Here is a 14,814-nt window from a genome sequence, read left to right as displayed (position 1 = left end):
TTGCCGGCGGCTGCACGCGCGTTGATCGGCAACAGCATCGCAGCGGGTTCGATCCGAGCTCCCGGCGCGATGACACCATGTGGCAACCTGGCTTTGAGTGACTTTGACAGCATCGATTCCTCGCCTTCCGGCGATTACATACCGACCAGTATGTACGTAGATGTCGCAGCGTCAAGCGGCAGCCACCGGGCCCGAGCCATGACCCGATGAGCGGCTGGCTTGCCGGATTCGGGTCCACCGAGTGGATTCTGATCGCCGTGGCCTTTGCCTCGGCCACGCTTTCCGGCATCGCCGGTGCGGGCGGCGGAACGATCCTGATCGGCGCGATCTACGCCGCCGGCATGCCACCGGTGGTGGCGGTGCCGCTGCATGCGGCCGTGCAGATGGTGTCCAACGCCAGCCGTGTCGTTGCCTATCTGCCGCATGTGCGCTGGTCGGCCGCGCTGACGTTCTGCCTGGGGGCGTTGCCGGCGCCGTTTGTGGTCGCGCCGCTGGTGTCGATGGTCAACCCCGACTACGTCAGGCTGCTGATGGCGGCGTTCATCCTGTGGACGCTGTTGCCGCGCAGCGCTCACGCGGTCGCGCTGTCCGACCGGGCGGCGATGACCACCGCGGGCGTGCTCAACGGCGGAGTGGGCGCGGTGGTTGGCGCCACCGGCTTGTTGATTGGTCCGTTCTTCCTGCGTCCGCAATGGGCGAAGGAAACGACCATCGGCACGCTGGCGCTTTGCCAGTCACTGGGCCATGCCTTCAAGGTGACGGCGTTCGCGACCGTGGGTTTCGTGGTGCTGGATCAGGCGCTGCTGATGGGCGGCATGATCCTGGGCGTGATCGGCGGCACCGCGCTGGGCCGCGCGCTGCATCACCTGGTGAAGGAAAACACGTTTCGGCCCCTGTTTCGCGGCATTCTGGCCGTGCTTGCGATCAAACTGGTCTGGGACGCGGGGCGGCGTTTGCTGGGTTCGTGATTGACCGCCGTGACAGGGCCTGGAACGAGGGGGGTGCTTGTCAGATGCGGAAACACCGCGTTTACTTGAACGATCGTTCGGAGCGTTCGACTGGCGTCGAACCGAACGGCCTCATTCAAACCGAGCCGAGGACAATGTTGATGGGCTCGCGCCGCAGGGTCGCCACCTGACGCCGGCCGCACCCCGTCGATCGCCCTCGGCGAGATGACCCTGATGAAGAATCCACCCCACGTCCTGCATCGCGATCTCGCCCACGCGCCCGATTACGCGACCTGGCGGGAAATCGCGCTCGAACTGGACCATCGCGACGGCAACGACATCTGGCGGGCCGAGGATGCCTGCGAGGGCTACGATCACTGGCTGATCAAGGAGCGGCTGCTCGAGGTGCGGCGGATGCGCCGCGAGCAGGATGTGCGCCGGCTGGTATTCCGGTTGCACGAGGGCCTGCACGGCAACCTCGGCAACATGGCCAATCCCGCGCTCTACAGCCACTGCCGGGTCGGTACCAAGCGGCTGATTACCGAGTACGTCGAGGAAGTCTCCAAGGCGTTGATGTGGATCTGCGACACCGAGTTTGAGCACTTCGGTTTCGAGGACAAGATCCTGTTCTTCAAGCGCACCGGGGTGTCGTTCGGACGCTCCGCGCTGATGTTGTCCGGCGGCGCGACGCTGGGGATGTTCCACTTTGGCGTGATCAAGGCGCTGCATGAGCAGGGCCTGCTGCCACGCGTGATCTCCGGCTCGTCCGCGGGTTCCATTGTCGCCAGCGGCGTGTCGACCCGCACCGATGAGGAGATCGCCGCATCCTACGATCTGGACTCGCTGAACCTCGATGCCTGGCAGAAGCTGGACTTCCGCACCGCGGTCAACGGCCGCGCCCTGATGAATCCCGAGGTGCTGGCCCAGTGTCTGCTCTCCAACATCGGCGACGCGACCTTCGAGGAGGCCTTCGAGCGCACCGGGCGCATTCTCGACATCACCGTGTCACCGGCCGAGCGCCACCAGCACGGTCGCCTGCTGAACTACCTGACCTCGCCCAACGTCTTGATTTACAAGGCCTCCCAGGCCAGTTGCTCGGTGCCCGGGCTGTTTCCGCCGGTGAAACTCAAGGCGCGCGAGTACGAGGGCGATGTGGTCGACTACATGCCCAGCAAGCGCTGGGTGGACGGCTCGCTGTCCAGCGACCTGCCGATGCTGCGACTGGCGCGCCTGCACAACGTGAATCACTACATCGTCAGCCAGACCAACCCGCACGTGGTCCCGTTCCTGGCCAAGGACGACGCCACCGGGCTGCTGCCCTTTGCCCGGGACTGGCTGATGACCAGCGGCCGGCAGACCATCGATCTGGCGCGGCAGCATTTCCAGAATCGCGGCTTCGGGCGCGTCGTGCGGCAGATCCACGCGCTGACCAACCAGCGCTACACCGGTGACGTGACGATTCTTCCGCACTACACGCCCAAGAAGCTGATGCGCGCGCTCGCGAATCCGACCATGGAAGAGATGGCGCGCTACGTGAACGATGGCGAGCGCGCGACCTGGCCGACGATCGAGCGCGTGCGCATCCAGACGACGATCAGCCGAACCTTCGAGGAATGCCTGATCCGCCTCAAGGCGCGCCGATTCGGCCGGCGGCGGGATGATGCGCCGATGCGGGTGACGCGCACCTAGCCTGGGTCAGCGTCCGGAGCGCTCGCCGCTCCGCCGACGGAAGCGCCGGTGGTACCAGTGTTCGGTCGAATCCAGCCACCGCGCGCAGCGGTGCGAAGCCTGGGCGATCAGCCCGAACCCGACGGCCAGCGCGAGCAGGCCCGGTCCCGGCGTGACCAGCATCACCAGACCGATCGGAATCAGCAGCAATGACAGCGTGAGATAAAGCGTGCGGACCCAGCGCCGCCGCAGTCGCGTGGCTCGCCACTCGTGGTAGGTCACGAAACGCTTGCCGGGTTTGGCCGCACCCAGCACCGCGGCGTGCTCGCGCAGGCCGCCGCCTCTTCGGGGGCTCTCCTCGCTCATGTCAGCCGCTTGCGATCATGCGGCACCAGTCGGTCCTGGCCGGAGCGGCGGATCGGCTTGACGTGTCCGGGGATGATGCGAGCCCAGGTCGGAAACCGGCGCAGGATGTGGAACACCAGCACGCGCACGATCTGGCGCCAGCCCTTCTGCCGCGGCACCGAATCACGCCGCACCCGGCGGCAGGCCGTGTCCATCAGCGCAACCAACCGTTCGCGCAGCAGCATCGTGAACTCGCGATCGCGGATGAACAGGTTCGCCTCCAGGTTCAAGGCCAGGCTGAACGGATCGAGATTGCTGGAACCGACGGTGGCCCAGTCGCCATCGATGATCGCGACCTTGCCGTGCAGCGGTCGATCCATGTACTCGTGAATCTCGATGTCGGCGTTCAGAAGGTAGTCGTAAAGCGTTGCCGCCGCGTGACGCACGTAGAACTTGTCCGGCTCGCCCTGCAGGATCAGGCAGACACGCACCCCGCGCTGCGACGCCAGGCGCAGGGCTCGCAGGAACCGGTAGCCGGGGAAGAAGTAGGCGTTGGCGATGATGATCTCGCGCTTGGCCTCGGCGATGCCCTGGTAGTACCACTGCTCGATGGTCTGGTCGTGTTCGGCGTTGTCCCGCCAGACCAGCGCCACCTGCGCGTCGCGGGCGGGCTTGAGCGGGTTGGGGCGGTACCAGCGCAGACGTCGCAGCCATCCCCGGCGCGTTGGTTCGTGGGTCCGCCCGACCTGATCCCGACAGAAGCGATGCATCTCGTCCACCGCCGGCCCGGTGACTCGCACGGCGTAATCCTGCTTGGATTTCGGGCCGTGTTCGCGGACATGCTCCATCGAGTAGTTGATGCCGCCGATGTAGCCCACGGTGGCGTCGATGATGGTGAACTTGCGATGCAGCCGCCGAAACAGATTGGTCTGGAAGCCGAGCACGCTGCCACGAGGGTCGTAGACATGCAGGTTCACGCCGGCGTCGGTCAGTGTCTGGACGAAGTCGGCGGGAAGCTTCCCGGAGCCGAAGCCGTCGACCGTGATGTCGACCCGCACGCCGCGTTGCGCGGCGTCGATCACGGCCCGATGCAGTTGGTAGCCGATGTCGTCGTCGAACCAGATGAACGTCTCGATCAGCACTTCGTCGCGGGCGCGCTCGATGTCGGCCAGCACCCGCGGATAGAACATTTCACCGTTTTCCAGCAGTTCGATGGTGTTGCCATCGGTCCAGCGGCCGTTCGTCAAAGTTGAAGCTCCAGACTGAGCGGCGCGTGGTCGGACAGATGTGACCAGGGGGCGCCCGTGTGCGCCTCGGGGTGGCTGACCTCGAGATTGCGGACATACACCCGGTCCAGACGCAGCATCGGAAACTGCACCGGGAAGGTTCTCGCCGCCTGGCCGTAGGCCTTGATGAACACTTCCTGCAGGCCGGCGCGCTCCTGCAGCAGCGCATGGGCCTTTTCCCGCCAGTCGTTGAAGTCGCCGGCCACCAGCACTGGCGCGGCGTCGGGAATCTCCCGTTCGATCAGGTCGCAGAGCAAGTTGAGCTGCTTCATCCGCTGGCCGCCGGTCAGGCCAAGATGGGTGCAGATCACGTGTAGTTCGGCACCGGAGGTGGGGATCTCCAGCACGCTGTGCAGCAGGCCGCGGCGCTCGTGTTCGCGGGTCGAGACGTCGTGGTTCTCGTAGCGAAGAATCGGGAACTTGGACAGCAGTGCATTGCCGTGATGACCGGCCGGGTACACGGCGTTGCGGCCGTAGGCGAAATTCGACCAGATCGTGTCGGCGAGAAACTCGTATTGCGGACCTTCCGGCCAGGCCTCGTACCGCGTCGAGTGCTCCTGATGGTCGCCCAGCACTTCCTGGAGGCAGACCACATCGGCGCCGCTGCCGCGGATGGCCTCCCGCAGTTCGTGGAGGATGAACTTGCGATTGAAGGACGTGAAGCCCTTGTGCATGTTGAGGGTCAGGATCTTCATGCTCTGTCTTTGTCGGATTGTCGCCGGGCCATGTACAGCGCTGGGGAGAGCCCCACCGGCGAGGTTAGTCTGGCGGGCATCTGGTTCAGCCATCTTCGCCATGAATCTGCGACACCGTACCCGAGATGTCATCGTCCCGTTGCTGGCCTCGATTGGCCTGGGGGCGTGCAGCGTGATGCCGCCGGCGGATTTCCCGCGCATGGCGTCCGTCAATGTCGACCGCTTCATGGGCGGATGGTTCGTCATCGCCCATATTCCCCCGGGTGTCGTCGCCGATTCCTACAACAACATCGAGCGCTACTCGAGGGGCGACGGCAACGCGATTGATACCGTCTACACGTACCGGGAGGGCGGTTTCGATGGCGAGGCGAAACGGATGGAGCCGACCGGCTTCGTGCTGGAGGAGGGCAGCGGCGCCGAATGGGCCATGCAGTTCATCTGGCCGATCCGCATGGAATACACCATCGCCTACGTCGATCCCGACTACCGAACGACGATCGTCGCCCGGTCCAAGCGCGACTGGGTGTGGATCATGGCGCGCACGCCCGAGATCGACGATGCGACCTATGCCGATCTGGTGGAGCGTGTCGAGGCGCTGGGCTACGACGCCGGAGCATTGCGCAAGGTGCCGCAGCAGCCACTGGACCGGCGCGACGACGTGGATTTCGAGTTGCCCTAGCCCGTGGTGCGGAATTTCCGTCGGGCCAGGCTCTGCACGCCCCACAGGCCGCCGATGCAGACGACGGTGACCACCACCAGCAGCGCGATCTGCGTCGGATCCGGATGCTGGATCAGCTGGCGAATCTGGTGCCCGACCGCGGTCATCGCAATCAGGCTGGGCAGCAGGCCGATGAAGGTGCCCAGGGTATAGGTGATCCAGCCGATACCGGCAGCGCCCAGCACCACATTCACCACCGGATACGGCGCGAACGGGATCAGCCTCAGTACCGCCAGACCAACCAGTCCGCTGCGCTTGAGCATGTTGATCGTCTGTTCAAGCCGCCGGATGGACAGCCGCTCCAGCGGCTTGCGGCCGAACAGCCGGCCCAGCAGGTAGCCGGCCAGGGCGGCGACCATGCTGCCGTACAGCGCATAGGCGAATCCCCACCCGGCGCCCAGCGCCAGGATCATCGTCATGTTCAGCACCAGGGTCGGGAACAGCGTGGCATTGGCGACGAGGTAGAGCGCCATCACCGTCAGCGGCGCCCAGGGTGATTTCACCAAATCGCTCACCGCGTCGGCGAGGCGGTCCGGATCGGCGAATTCGGACAGCGGCGTCAGTCGCCAGAGCGCCGCGAGGCTGACGATTACCATCACCAGCATCGCAACGATGAGTACCGTCTTGCGCCGGACGGGAGCGCCCGAATTGGCGGAGTCCTGCGTCATTCATGACCGGAGCATAGGGGGACTCCATACCCTAACAGTTTCCCCGGGTATCGCCGCGCCCTGCGGTGATGTCGCCCGGTGCGGGCTGCGGTCGGCATTCGCATCCGCCAGACCCTTTGGCTAGGCTGTGGTGCGCGAGGGGACCGCAGGACAAGCAAGGAGCACGATGTGGAGATGAGCATCCATCCCATCGATATCGCGCTGATCGTCGGCTATTTCATGGTGGTGATCGGGATCGGGGTTTATGTCACCCGTCAGACCAAGAGCGGGGACGATCTGTTTCTTGCCGGCCGTGCGCTGGGCTTTGGTGTCATCGGTTTTTCGCTGTTCGCATCGAACATCTCCGCGCAGACGCTGATCGGTCTGGCGGGGGATGCGTACAAGACCGGCATCGCGGTCTCGGCCTATGAGTGGATGGCCGGGTTGATCCTGGTGTTTTCCGCGATTTTCGTGCTGCCGTTCTACATCCGCACCAAGATCTCGACGATTCCGGAGTTTCTCGAACACCGGTATGACAACCGGGTGCGACTCTATCTGTCGTGCATCACCATCTTCCTGTCCATTGTCGTGGACATGGCTGGCGGTCTGTACGCGGGATCGCTGGTGCTGGACAAGCTGTTCTTCCCCGGTTCCGGCGGTCAGCATCTGTTCTGGTTCTGCCTGGGGCTGGGCCTGTTCGCCGGCATCTACACGGCCGCCGGCGGCCTCAAGGCGGTGGTGCTCACCGACGTGTTGCAGGCGATCATCCTGATCATCGGCTCGGCGGCGATGGGGCTGATCATCTTCGACAAGTTCGACTGGTCCTGGGCCAAGGCCACGGCCCAGTTGCCGGAGGGGCATCTGTCCATGATCCGACCGGCCGACGACGACGTGCTGCCCTGGCCGGGCCTGCTGCTGGGCGTGCCGCTGATCGGCTTCTACTACTGGACGATGAATCAGTACATCATCCAGCGGGCGCTGGGCGCGAAGAATCTCGAGGCCGCGCGCGCCGGCGCGATGCTGGGCGGCGCGCTGAAGCTGTTGCCGCTGTTCATCATGATCCTGCCCGCCGCGTTCGCGATCTCGCTGTTTCCCGAGGTCGAGAACAAGGATCAGGTCTTTCCGACCATGGTCACCGAACTGCTTCCGGTCGGCGCGACCGGGCTGGTGCTTGCCGGCCTGATTGCCGCGATCATGTCTTCGGTCGACTCGACGCTGAATTCGGCGTCCACGCTAGTCACGCTGGATTTCATCAAGCCGCACAGGCCGGATCTGAGCCCGACGCAAACCGCCTTCGTCGGTCGGGTCTGCACCTTCGTGTTCATGGCGATCGCCATTGCCTGGGCGCCGCAGATCAAGGATTTTCCCGGTCTCTGGAACTACATCCAGTCCGCGTTCGCCTACATCACCACGCCCCTGGTCGCGATTTTCCTGACCGGCCTGTTCTGGAAGGGCGCGCATCCGCGGGCGGGGTTCTGGGCGCTGGTCCTGGGTCACCTGACCTCGGCCGTCCTGTTCGTGCTCGGGCCGGTTACCGGCATGATCGACGTGCATTTCACGATCATGGCCATCGTCCTGACGCTCTGGACCGCCGTGCTGCTGGTCGTGGTCTCGCTGCTGTTCGGCCAGGACTTCAAGCTGGCGTATCACATCACCTGGCCGCCGGATGAAAAATCGACTGACATGCGCCCGGGGGGCATCCTGTCGGACTACCGCCTGCAAGCCGCGGTGCTCGTCGTGGTGACGGTGCTCACGGTGCTGGCATTCTGGTGATCACAAGAACGACCCTGGGAGGAGCGGCATGAAGCTGATCGGAGCACCGGGAACGGTGAGCACGGCCCGCGTGGACTATTTCCTGGCCGAAAAGGGCCTGAAACCCGATACCGAGGTGATCGATCTGCGAGCGGCCCAGCACAAGACGCCCGAATACCGGGCCCGCGTCGCCAACGGTCGCACGCCTGCGCTGGAGCTGGATGACGGCACCATCCTCTGCGAGACCATGGCGATCTGTCGATACGTCGAGGCGTTGCATCCGGAGCCGGCGCTGTTCGGCGTAACGCCGCTGCAGCAGGGTCAGGTGGAGATGTGGAACCGGATCATGGAGTTCGAAGTGATGGTGCCGATGGCGATGTGCTTCCGGCATACCCACCCGGGCATGAAGCTCGCGGAGGACCAGGTGCCGGAGTGGGGCGAGAAGCAGCGCGTTGCGGCCACCAAGCGGCTCGCCCGGCTCGACAAGGCGCTGGCCGACCAGCTCTTCGTGGCCGGCGATGCGCTCACCGTTGCCGACATCACCGCCTATTGCGCGCTGCGGTTCTTCAAGCTCAGCGGATTCGCGCCGGCGGAGGATCAGCCGCACCTGCAGCGCTGGTACGACTTGATGGCGGAACGGCCGGCGGCTCGTGCCGCCTACGGGGAGAAGACCCGCTAGCCGGGCGGCGGGCCGCTATCGCTAGGGTTCCAGGCGGTCGGCGGTCCAGCCGCCGTCCGTCGCGCAAAAGCGGATCCGGTCGTGCAGGCGATTGTCGCGTCCCTGCCAGAATTCGATCGTCGACGGCCGCAGTCGATAGCCGCCCCAGAAGTCCGGGATCGGGACCGGTTCGTCGCCGAATTGTTCGGCGATGGCGGCGACACGGTCCTCAAGCATGGCCCGCTCGGCGACCGGCCGGGACTGGTGCGAGGCCCAGGCGCCGATCTGACTGCCGCGGGGGCGTTCCCGGAAGTAGGGCTCGGCGTCGGCTTGGGACATCCGGGTGACCGTCCCTTCCAGTCGGACCTGTCGCTGGAGCTTGTCCCACCAGAAGCACAGTGCTGCGGCCGGGTTTTCCGCCAGTTCGCGACCCTTGCGGCTCTCGTGGTTGGTGTAGAAGGCCACGGAGCCCTCGCCGATTTCGCGAACCAGCACGATGCGCGCGGAAGGTTGGCCGCCGGCTGACGTGGTGGCCAGACAGGCCGCGACCGGATCCAGCATGCCGGCGTTCCGGGCATCGTCGATCCAGTGAGCCAGCTGGGTCAGCGGGTTGGCGTCCAGCTGTTGAACGTCCAGGCCGGCCTGTTCGTGAAGCGTGTACTGAGCCATCGCGGCAAGTGATCCGTCGGTTGTGGATTTCCAGGTGCGAAACTATGCCGCAGCAAGCGTCGGCCTGTCCGCCCGATGGCGATCAGGATGCCCGCGCGGGGCGGCCTTGTCGCCGGTCGTCCGGCGCATGACGGTGCGTCTTCTGCCGGTACATGCGGCGGTCGGCCGCGCAGATCAGGTCCTGTTCGTTGTCGCCGTCTCGCGGCGCGATGGCGTGACCGACCGAACCGCGAATGAGGATCGCCGTGCCATTGAAGGTGACCGGACGATCGAACACGGACCGGAAGCGATCCAGCGCGACCTCCGGGTCGCGGTCGCGCAATCCGGCCAGATAGATCGCGAACTCGTCGCCGCCCCAGCGCGCGGCGACATCGCCGCCGTGGCAGAGGCCGACCAGCCGTCTCGCGATCTCGGAGAGCACCGCGTCGCCAGCGCGATGTCCCATGCTGTCGTTGATCTGCTTGAACCCGTCGAGATCGACGAAGACGACGGTAAAGCCCGGGTCGTTGTTCAGCCTGACCCGCTCCAGGCCGTGACGGATGTGTTCGTTGAGCCGGCGCCGGTTCGCCAGGCCGGTCAGGGCATCCTGGCGGGACAGGCGGATCAGGTCGTCGTGATGACGCAGCGCCATGTACAGGCTGAAGGCCAGCGACGCCGCCAGCAACAGTCCGAAGCCGCGTATCAGGCCGACAATGACCGGAATGCGTGGGTCGGAAGCGGGTTGGGCGACGTACTGCCAGTCGTGGTCGGAGACCAGCATCGGATTGTCGCTGTTGTCGAACAGCGCGTCGTCGCCCCAGATCGTGACGTTTTTCGGGTCCCTGACGGCGATGGGCATGCCGCCGAAGCCTGATTCGCTGAACAGGGCGCGGGTCAGGCTGTGAACGTCGATCACCGTGCTCAGCAGCCCCCAGTATTCGCCGTTGCGAAAGATCGGCGCACGATAGATCACGCCCTGACCGCCCTGTGCGAGATCCAGCAGGGGGGACAGCGTCGGCTGGCCGCGCTCGATCGCTTCGCGCACCGCCTCGTACTGGCGCGGTATCCGGCGATAATCGAGGCCGATGGCGGCCCGGTTGGCCTCGACCGGGTAGACGTAGGTCAATACATACCCGACCGCCAGACCGAAATTGCGCACATGGCGGGCTTCGTCATGCAGCAGGGCGAACATTTGCTCGATTTCCGCCGCATCCAGATGGTCCGCGTTGAGCGTGAAGTAGGCGCTCAGGCCACTGCTCAGATGAAGAATGGACGCCAGCTCCGACTCCATCCGTGCCTGGGCCTGGCTGACCGTGACCGCGGCGTCGGTGAATGCGCCCGCGGCCGCCGAGCGCTGGTAGAGCCCCACGCCGGTCTCGGTGATCGCCAGCACCGCGGTGAACAGTGCGATCGCCGCCAGGCGCCACGTGGCTTCGGAGGTGGAGCCACCGCCCAGGCTGGAGAGAACGGAGATCAACCGGGACTGATGCACGCTGGGGTTCGGGTTGCTGGGTGGCTCGAATCGAGGGAGGGCTGGCAGTTGGAGGTATACCGGATCCGACGTGAATATCCGGTGATGTCGATTCGCGCCGCCGGGTTCGCGGGGGACATGACGCCGCCTGGGCGGTCATTGGGCCGTTACCATGCCGGTTGAACCCCAGTCGTCAGGTCCGTGACCATGACCGAAGAACGCGCGCTGCGGATCGACCGCCGCAGCGAGTCCACGATTGCCGAAATACAGAACTGGTCCGCACCGATGCCGGCCAGGGGCGAGGTTCGGCTCCGGGCCCGGTGGTCCAGCCTGAACTACAAGGATGCGCTGGCGGTGACGGGCAAGGGTCGCATCCTGCGCCGGTTCCCGCTCAACGCCGGCGTTGATGTCTCCGGCGTGATCGAGCAGTCGGAGGATCCGCGCTTCCAGGTGGGCGACGACGTGCTGGTCACGGGGCGTGGATTGTCGGAAACGCGCGACGGCGGGCTTGCGACCACGGTCACCGTGCCCGCGGACTCGGTGGTCCATCTGCCATCCGGCCTGTCCCTGCGTCAGGCCATGGAATACGGCACCGCGGGGTTCGCGGCGGGTCTGGCGATCTCCCGCTTGCTGGACAACGGGCAGGCGCCGGAGCTGGGCGCCGTCGCGGTGACGGGCGCGACCGGCGGGGTGGGTTCGTTCGCCATCGCGATACTCAGCCGGCTCGGGTACACGGTGCATGCCATCAGTCGCAAATTCGATGCGGAGGATTACCTCAAGGCGCTCGGCGCGACCGAGGTGATCGCCCTGGACGCGCTGAGGGTCGGGACGCGTCCGCTGGAAACCGAGCGCTATGGCGGGGTGGTCGACAACGTGGGGGGCGACCTGCTGTCGCGGCTGATCCGCGTGACCGCGGCCGAGGGGAATGTCGCGAGCATCGGCATGGCGGGCGGCGTCGAACTGAACACCACGGTGCTGCCTTTCATCCTGCGCGGTGTGACGTTGATCGGCGTGCGTTCCGCCGGATGCCCCATGCCCAGGCGGCGGGACGTCTGGACGCATCTGGCCGGTGACTGGAAGCCGGTGACGATGGACAGCATCCCGATGCGCGAGATCACGCTGGACGAGGTGCCGGGTGCCTGCGACGAGATCCTCGCCGGCGGTCACATCGGTCGCTTTGTCGTCCGGCTGGCGGACTGAACCCGCATGAAAACGGCCATGGACTCAGGGTCCACGGCCGTTGATCGAGGGTCAGGCCCTCAAGGCCCGCCGCGCCGGTGGACGGCGCGAGGACCATGCCTCGGAAGCGTGTTATTCGCCGGCTTCCTCTTCCTGCTCGGCGGATGTCTTGGCAATGGCCGAGAATTCCGCCTTGGTCAGCATTTCGTCATGGTTTTCATCCGCTTCGGTGAAGCGCATGGAGGCGGTGCTGTCTGCCTCGGCTTCCGCCGTGCTGATCATGCCGTCGGCATTCGTGTCCAGTTCCGAGAATTCGGTGTCGGTCTGGCCGGAGATGTCGACGCCAACGCCGACATCGGCGCTCAGGGCGCCACCGGCGGCAGCGGTTCCCGCGAACAGCAAGGCTGCGATGGTTGTGATGTAACGAGTCATTCGTGGACCTCCTGTCTGATGCGTCAGTCATGCGATTTGCTCGCACCATCGCTGGCGCAACCGCTGTGCCAGCTCCAGGGCCCATGATTTCAGTCACTTGGAATGGCCGGGTGGCGCCGATCAGCGACGACACCAGGTGGCATGGGAGAGAAATCCCCACATGATCAGGTGGTTGCCGGCGTCGCCACCTCCCGACAGCGTGGCGCCGGTTCAGCGCAGTTGCTGTTGCAGGGCGACGTATTCGGCACGGGAGAGGCTGCGATCGCGGTCGCGATCGGCGCGCATGAAGTAGCGGCTCACCGTCATGTCGCTGGCGGCTTCCTCCTGCGAGATCTGCCGGTCATCATCGACATCGAGCGCGGCGAACGGAGGGATCGACGCCGGGCCGGGTCCGGCGCGCTGGCTCAGCGTCGGGACGGAAGGTGTGTTGATCTCGCCCAGCTGCGCCTGCGCCGCGGCCGGCAGGCCGAGACATGCGCCGAGGAGAGTCGCCAGAAATGTTCGCATGGTGGTTGCCTTGCTCGAAGTTCCCAGTTTCCGACGCGAAGCGATCCCGGATGTTCCCGGCGCGTTGGTCGATCGCGGTCGGTGTCGTCCGTCCGGACCCCGGCGGTGCGTATACTCCCGCGCCTCGCCCATCCATCGACCACGCCGGCACGGGAGTCCGCTCTGAGTTCCCTGGAATCACAGATTGAGCGCGGCCTCGCGGCATTGTCGTTCACGGCCGAGCCTCGGACGGTCGAGCAGTTTGCGCTGTACCTGAGCGAGTTGACGCGCTGGAACCGCAGTTTCAATCTGACGGCGGTGCGCGATCCGGCGCAGATGGTGACGCATCACTTGCTGGACAGCCTCGTCGTGTTGCCCCATGCGCGCCGGCCGGTGGCCGATATCGGCAGTGGCGCCGGGTTGCCGGGCCTGGCTTGGGCGATCGCGCGGCCAGAACTCGCAATCACCTCGGTGGAATCGGTCGGCAAGAAGGTCCGATTCCAGCGTCACGTGTGTCGCCAGCTCGACTTGTCCAACGTGACGATCGAGCAGGCGCGCGTGGAACACTTTCAAAGCGACACCCGTTTCGCTACCGTCACCTGCCGGGCCTTTACGAGCCTGCAACGTTTTGTCGACCTGACCCGCCACCTGCTTGCACCTGGTGGTCGGTGGGTTGCGATGAAGGGACAGGTTCCCGACGAGGAACTCAAAGCCTTGGACAACAGCGTGAACGTCGAATCGATTCTCCCCCTGACCGTGCCCGGCCTGGATGCCGAGCGCTGTGTCGTCATTCTTTCCGAGGCCGGCTGATGGCGCGCGTCCTGGCGATAGCCAACCAGAAAGGCGGTGTCGGCAAGACGACGACGGCCGTCAATCTCGCTGCCTCGCTGGCGGCGACGAAAAAGCGCGTGCTGCTCGTCGACATCGACGCCCAGGGCAACGCGACCATGGGTGTCGGCGTCAACAAGGACGAGCTGGAGCTGACCGGCTGTGATGTGCTGCTGGGCGAGGCGGCGATCGGCGAGGCGATCGTGACGCCCGCTTCGCTCGGTTTTTCGGTGCTGCCCAGCAACACGGACATGACCGCGGCCGAAGTCGGCCTGCGGCAGCGCAAGGGCGGCGAGAAGGCGCTGGCTCAGGCGCTGGCGGGGATTCAGGATGATTTCGACTATGTTGTCATCGACTGCCCGCCGGCCCTGTCGATGCTGACGGTCAACGCGCTGGTCGCGGCTGACGGCGTGGTCATTCCGATGCAGTGCGAGTACTACGCGCTGGAAGGGCTGTCTGCGCTGCTGGACACGATTCGCAAGGTCCGTGCGGTGCTGAACCCGCGGCTGGAGATCGAGGGGGTACTGAGGACCATGTTCGATCCGCGCAACAATCTGGCGAATGAAGTCTCCGCCCAGCTGCTGGCGCATTTCCCGGACCAGGTGTATCGCACCATCGTCCCGCGCAACGTGCGCCTGGCCGAGGCGCCCAGCCATGGCCTGCCGGCCTTTGAGTACGACAGCCAGTCCAAGGGCGCGCAGGCCTACCTCGCGCTGGCCGGCGAAGTGCTGCGCGGCGGTCGCCGCCGGGCCGCCTGATGGCTGCGAAGAAGAGGGGTCTCGGGCGTGGGCTGGACGCGCTGCTCGCCGGCGGGGTCGAAGTCTCGCGCGAGCAGGCGGAGGCGGAAGGCAGCCTCGAGGACATTGCCGTCGAGTCGATCCGGCCCGGTCGGTTTCAGCCGCGCCGTGAGTTCGACCCGGAGGCGCTGGAAGCGCTGGCGCAGTCGATCCGTGCCCAGGGTGTGATTCAGCCCATCGTCGTGCGCCGAGCCGACGAGGGCTATGAACTGATTGCCGGCGAGCGTCGCTGGCGGGCGGTGCAGATGGTCGGGCTG

At 65.7% G+C, this 14,814-nt stretch carries 17 protein-coding genes; 9 read left to right on the top strand and 8 right to left on the bottom strand.

Translation table 11 applies throughout. The features are described from left to right. Positions 1 to 206 precede the first annotated feature (206 nt). Both ABNS06_RS02790 and ABNS06_RS02785 read left to right on the top strand, forming a co-directional pair. A complete protein-coding gene (locus ABNS06_RS02790) occupies positions 207 to 968 on the top strand; it encodes a sulfite exporter TauE/SafE family protein (RefSeq protein WP_348672444.1) in 762 nt (253 codons plus the stop codon). A gap of 213 nt (positions 969 to 1,181) precedes the next feature. Continuing rightward, entirely contained in the window at positions 1,182 to 2,636 is a 1,455-nt protein-coding gene (locus ABNS06_RS02785) for a DUF3336 domain-containing protein (protein WP_348672443.1), read from the top strand. A gap of 6 nt (positions 2,637 to 2,642) precedes the next feature. Here ABNS06_RS02785 and ABNS06_RS02780 read toward each other — a convergent pair whose 3' ends face one another. Genes ABNS06_RS02780 through ABNS06_RS02770 form a run of 3 tightly spaced genes read right to left on the bottom strand, consistent with a single transcriptional unit; the run spans position 2,643 to position 4,941 of the window. Further along, the gene (locus ABNS06_RS02780; RefSeq protein ID WP_348672442.1) at positions 2,643 to 2,981 is read right to left on the bottom strand and encodes a PGPGW domain-containing protein; all 339 of its coding nucleotides are present in this window, start codon (positions 2,979 to 2,981) and stop codon (positions 2,643 to 2,645) included. Further along, complete coding sequence (clsB, locus tag ABNS06_RS02775) at positions 2,978 to 4,207, bottom strand: cardiolipin synthase ClsB (protein ID WP_348672441.1); 1,230 nt, start codon at positions 4,205 to 4,207, stop codon at positions 2,978 to 2,980. The genes ABNS06_RS02780 and clsB overlap by 4 nt, the downstream gene beginning before the upstream one ends. Further along, positions 4,204 to 4,941, bottom strand: coding sequence for an endonuclease/exonuclease/phosphatase family protein (locus ABNS06_RS02770; RefSeq protein ID WP_348672440.1), 738 nt, complete (start codon positions 4,939 to 4,941; stop codon positions 4,204 to 4,206). The genes clsB and ABNS06_RS02770 overlap by 4 nt, the downstream gene beginning before the upstream one ends. Before the next feature lie 100 nt (positions 4,942 to 5,041). On the opposite strand from ABNS06_RS02770, the gene ABNS06_RS02765 reads away from it, so the two are divergent. Beyond that, on the top strand, positions 5,042 to 5,620 hold the full coding sequence (locus tag ABNS06_RS02765; RefSeq protein WP_348672439.1) for a lipocalin family protein: 579 nt from the start codon (positions 5,042 to 5,044) through the stop codon (positions 5,618 to 5,620). On the opposite strand, the gene ABNS06_RS02760 is transcribed toward ABNS06_RS02765, so the two are convergent. Then, positions 5,617 to 6,327 carry a VTT domain-containing protein gene (locus ABNS06_RS02760; protein WP_348672438.1) on the bottom strand — a complete coding sequence of 237 codons (711 nt, stop codon included), beginning with the start codon at positions 6,325 to 6,327 and terminating at the stop codon, positions 5,617 to 5,619. The genes ABNS06_RS02765 and ABNS06_RS02760 overlap by 4 nt on opposite strands. Positions 6,328 to 6,501: 174 nt before the next feature. Between ABNS06_RS02760 and ABNS06_RS02755 the strand changes: the two genes are divergently transcribed. Beyond that, a complete protein-coding gene (locus tag ABNS06_RS02755) occupies positions 6,502 to 8,079 on the top strand; it encodes a sodium:solute symporter (RefSeq protein WP_348672437.1) in 1,578 nt (525 codons plus the stop codon). Positions 8,080 to 8,107: 28 nt separating this feature from the next. Beyond that, entirely contained in the window at positions 8,108 to 8,737 is a 630-nt protein-coding gene (locus ABNS06_RS02750) for a glutathione binding-like protein (RefSeq protein ID WP_348672436.1), read from the top strand. Between the two features lie 21 nt (positions 8,738 to 8,758). Here ABNS06_RS02750 and pdxH read toward each other — a convergent pair whose 3' ends face one another. Continuing rightward, positions 8,759 to 9,385 carry a pyridoxamine 5'-phosphate oxidase gene (gene pdxH, locus ABNS06_RS02745; protein WP_348672435.1) on the bottom strand — a complete coding sequence of 209 codons (627 nt, stop codon included), beginning with the start codon at positions 9,383 to 9,385 and terminating at the stop codon, positions 8,759 to 8,761. 82 nt (positions 9,386 to 9,467) lie between these two features. Continuing rightward, positions 9,468 to 10,841 (bottom strand): sensor domain-containing diguanylate cyclase, encoded by a 1,374-nt coding sequence (locus ABNS06_RS02740; protein WP_348672434.1) that lies wholly within the window; start codon positions 10,839 to 10,841, stop codon positions 9,468 to 9,470. A 201-nt stretch (positions 10,842 to 11,042) separates the two neighbouring features. Between ABNS06_RS02740 and ABNS06_RS02735 the strand changes: the two genes are divergently transcribed. After that, a complete protein-coding gene (locus ABNS06_RS02735; RefSeq protein ID WP_348672433.1) occupies positions 11,043 to 12,035 on the top strand; it encodes a YhdH/YhfP family quinone oxidoreductase in 993 nt (330 codons plus the stop codon). Between the two features lie 111 nt (positions 12,036 to 12,146). Here ABNS06_RS02735 and ABNS06_RS02730 read toward each other — a convergent pair whose 3' ends face one another. Continuing rightward, positions 12,147 to 12,446: a hypothetical protein gene (locus tag ABNS06_RS02730; RefSeq protein WP_348672432.1), complete on the bottom strand. Its 300-nt coding sequence runs from the start codon at positions 12,444 to 12,446 to the stop codon at positions 12,147 to 12,149. Positions 12,447 to 12,656: 210 nt separating this feature from the next. Beyond that, positions 12,657 to 12,953, bottom strand: coding sequence for a hypothetical protein (locus ABNS06_RS02725; RefSeq protein WP_348672431.1), 297 nt, complete (start codon positions 12,951 to 12,953; stop codon positions 12,657 to 12,659). Between the two features lie 204 nt (positions 12,954 to 13,157). Here ABNS06_RS02725 and rsmG point away from each other — a divergent pair, with 204 nt between their 5' ends. The 3 genes from rsmG to ABNS06_RS02710 form a co-directional block, all read left to right on the top strand. Further along, positions 13,158 to 13,742: a 16S rRNA (guanine(527)-N(7))-methyltransferase RsmG gene (rsmG, locus tag ABNS06_RS02720; protein WP_348672430.1), complete on the top strand. Its 585-nt coding sequence runs from the start codon at positions 13,158 to 13,160 to the stop codon at positions 13,740 to 13,742. After that, positions 13,742 to 14,518, top strand: a complete 777-nt coding sequence (locus ABNS06_RS02715; protein WP_348672429.1) for a ParA family protein — start codon at positions 13,742 to 13,744, stop codon at positions 14,516 to 14,518. Before rsmG ends, ABNS06_RS02715 begins: the two co-directional genes overlap by 1 nt. Beyond that, positions 14,518 to 14,814, top strand: a 297-nt coding sequence (locus ABNS06_RS02710; protein WP_348672428.1) for a ParB N-terminal domain-containing protein, incomplete at its 3' end; no start/stop codon positions are given. The genes ABNS06_RS02715 and ABNS06_RS02710, both read left to right, overlap by 1 nt.

It is taken from the genome of uncultured Abyssibacter sp., assembly GCF_964000955.1.
GTDB lineage: Bacteria > Pseudomonadota > Gammaproteobacteria > Nevskiales > OUC007 > Abyssibacter.
Note: the sequence above shows the minus strand (reverse complement) of the source record. Positions and strands in the feature narration are given on the sequence as shown.

Coding starts and splice junctions, on each gene's coding strand:
- ABNS06_RS02790 (WP_348672444.1), top strand. CDS start 207: ATGAGCGGCTGGCTTGCCGGATTCGGGTCCACCGAGTGGATTCTGATC.
- ABNS06_RS02785 (WP_348672443.1), top strand. CDS start 1,182: ATGAAGAATCCACCCCACGTCCTGCATCGCGATCTCGCCCACGCGCCC.
- ABNS06_RS02780 (WP_348672442.1), bottom strand. CDS start 2,981: ATGAGCGAGGAGAGCCCCCGAAGAGGCGGCGGCCTGCGCGAGCACGCC.
- ABNS06_RS02770 (WP_348672440.1), bottom strand. CDS start 4,941: ATGAAGATCCTGACCCTCAACATGCACAAGGGCTTCACGTCCTTCAAT.
- ABNS06_RS02765 (WP_348672439.1), top strand. CDS start 5,042: ATGAATCTGCGACACCGTACCCGAGATGTCATCGTCCCGTTGCTGGCC.
- ABNS06_RS02760 (WP_348672438.1), bottom strand. CDS start 6,327: ATGACGCAGGACTCCGCCAATTCGGGCGCTCCCGTCCGGCGCAAGACG.
- ABNS06_RS02755 (WP_348672437.1), top strand. CDS start 6,502: ATGAGCATCCATCCCATCGATATCGCGCTGATCGTCGGCTATTTCATG.
- ABNS06_RS02750 (WP_348672436.1), top strand. CDS start 8,108: ATGAAGCTGATCGGAGCACCGGGAACGGTGAGCACGGCCCGCGTGGAC.
- pdxH (WP_348672435.1), bottom strand. CDS start 9,385: ATGGCTCAGTACACGCTTCACGAACAGGCCGGCCTGGACGTTCAACAG.
- ABNS06_RS02735 (WP_348672433.1), top strand. CDS start 11,043: ATGACCGAAGAACGCGCGCTGCGGATCGACCGCCGCAGCGAGTCCACG.
- ABNS06_RS02730 (WP_348672432.1), bottom strand. CDS start 12,446: ATGACTCGTTACATCACAACCATCGCAGCCTTGCTGTTCGCGGGAACC.
- ABNS06_RS02725 (WP_348672431.1), bottom strand. CDS start 12,953: ATGCGAACATTTCTGGCGACTCTCCTCGGCGCATGTCTCGGCCTGCCG.
- ABNS06_RS02715 (WP_348672429.1), top strand. CDS start 13,742: ATGGCGCGCGTCCTGGCGATAGCCAACCAGAAAGGCGGTGTCGGCAAG.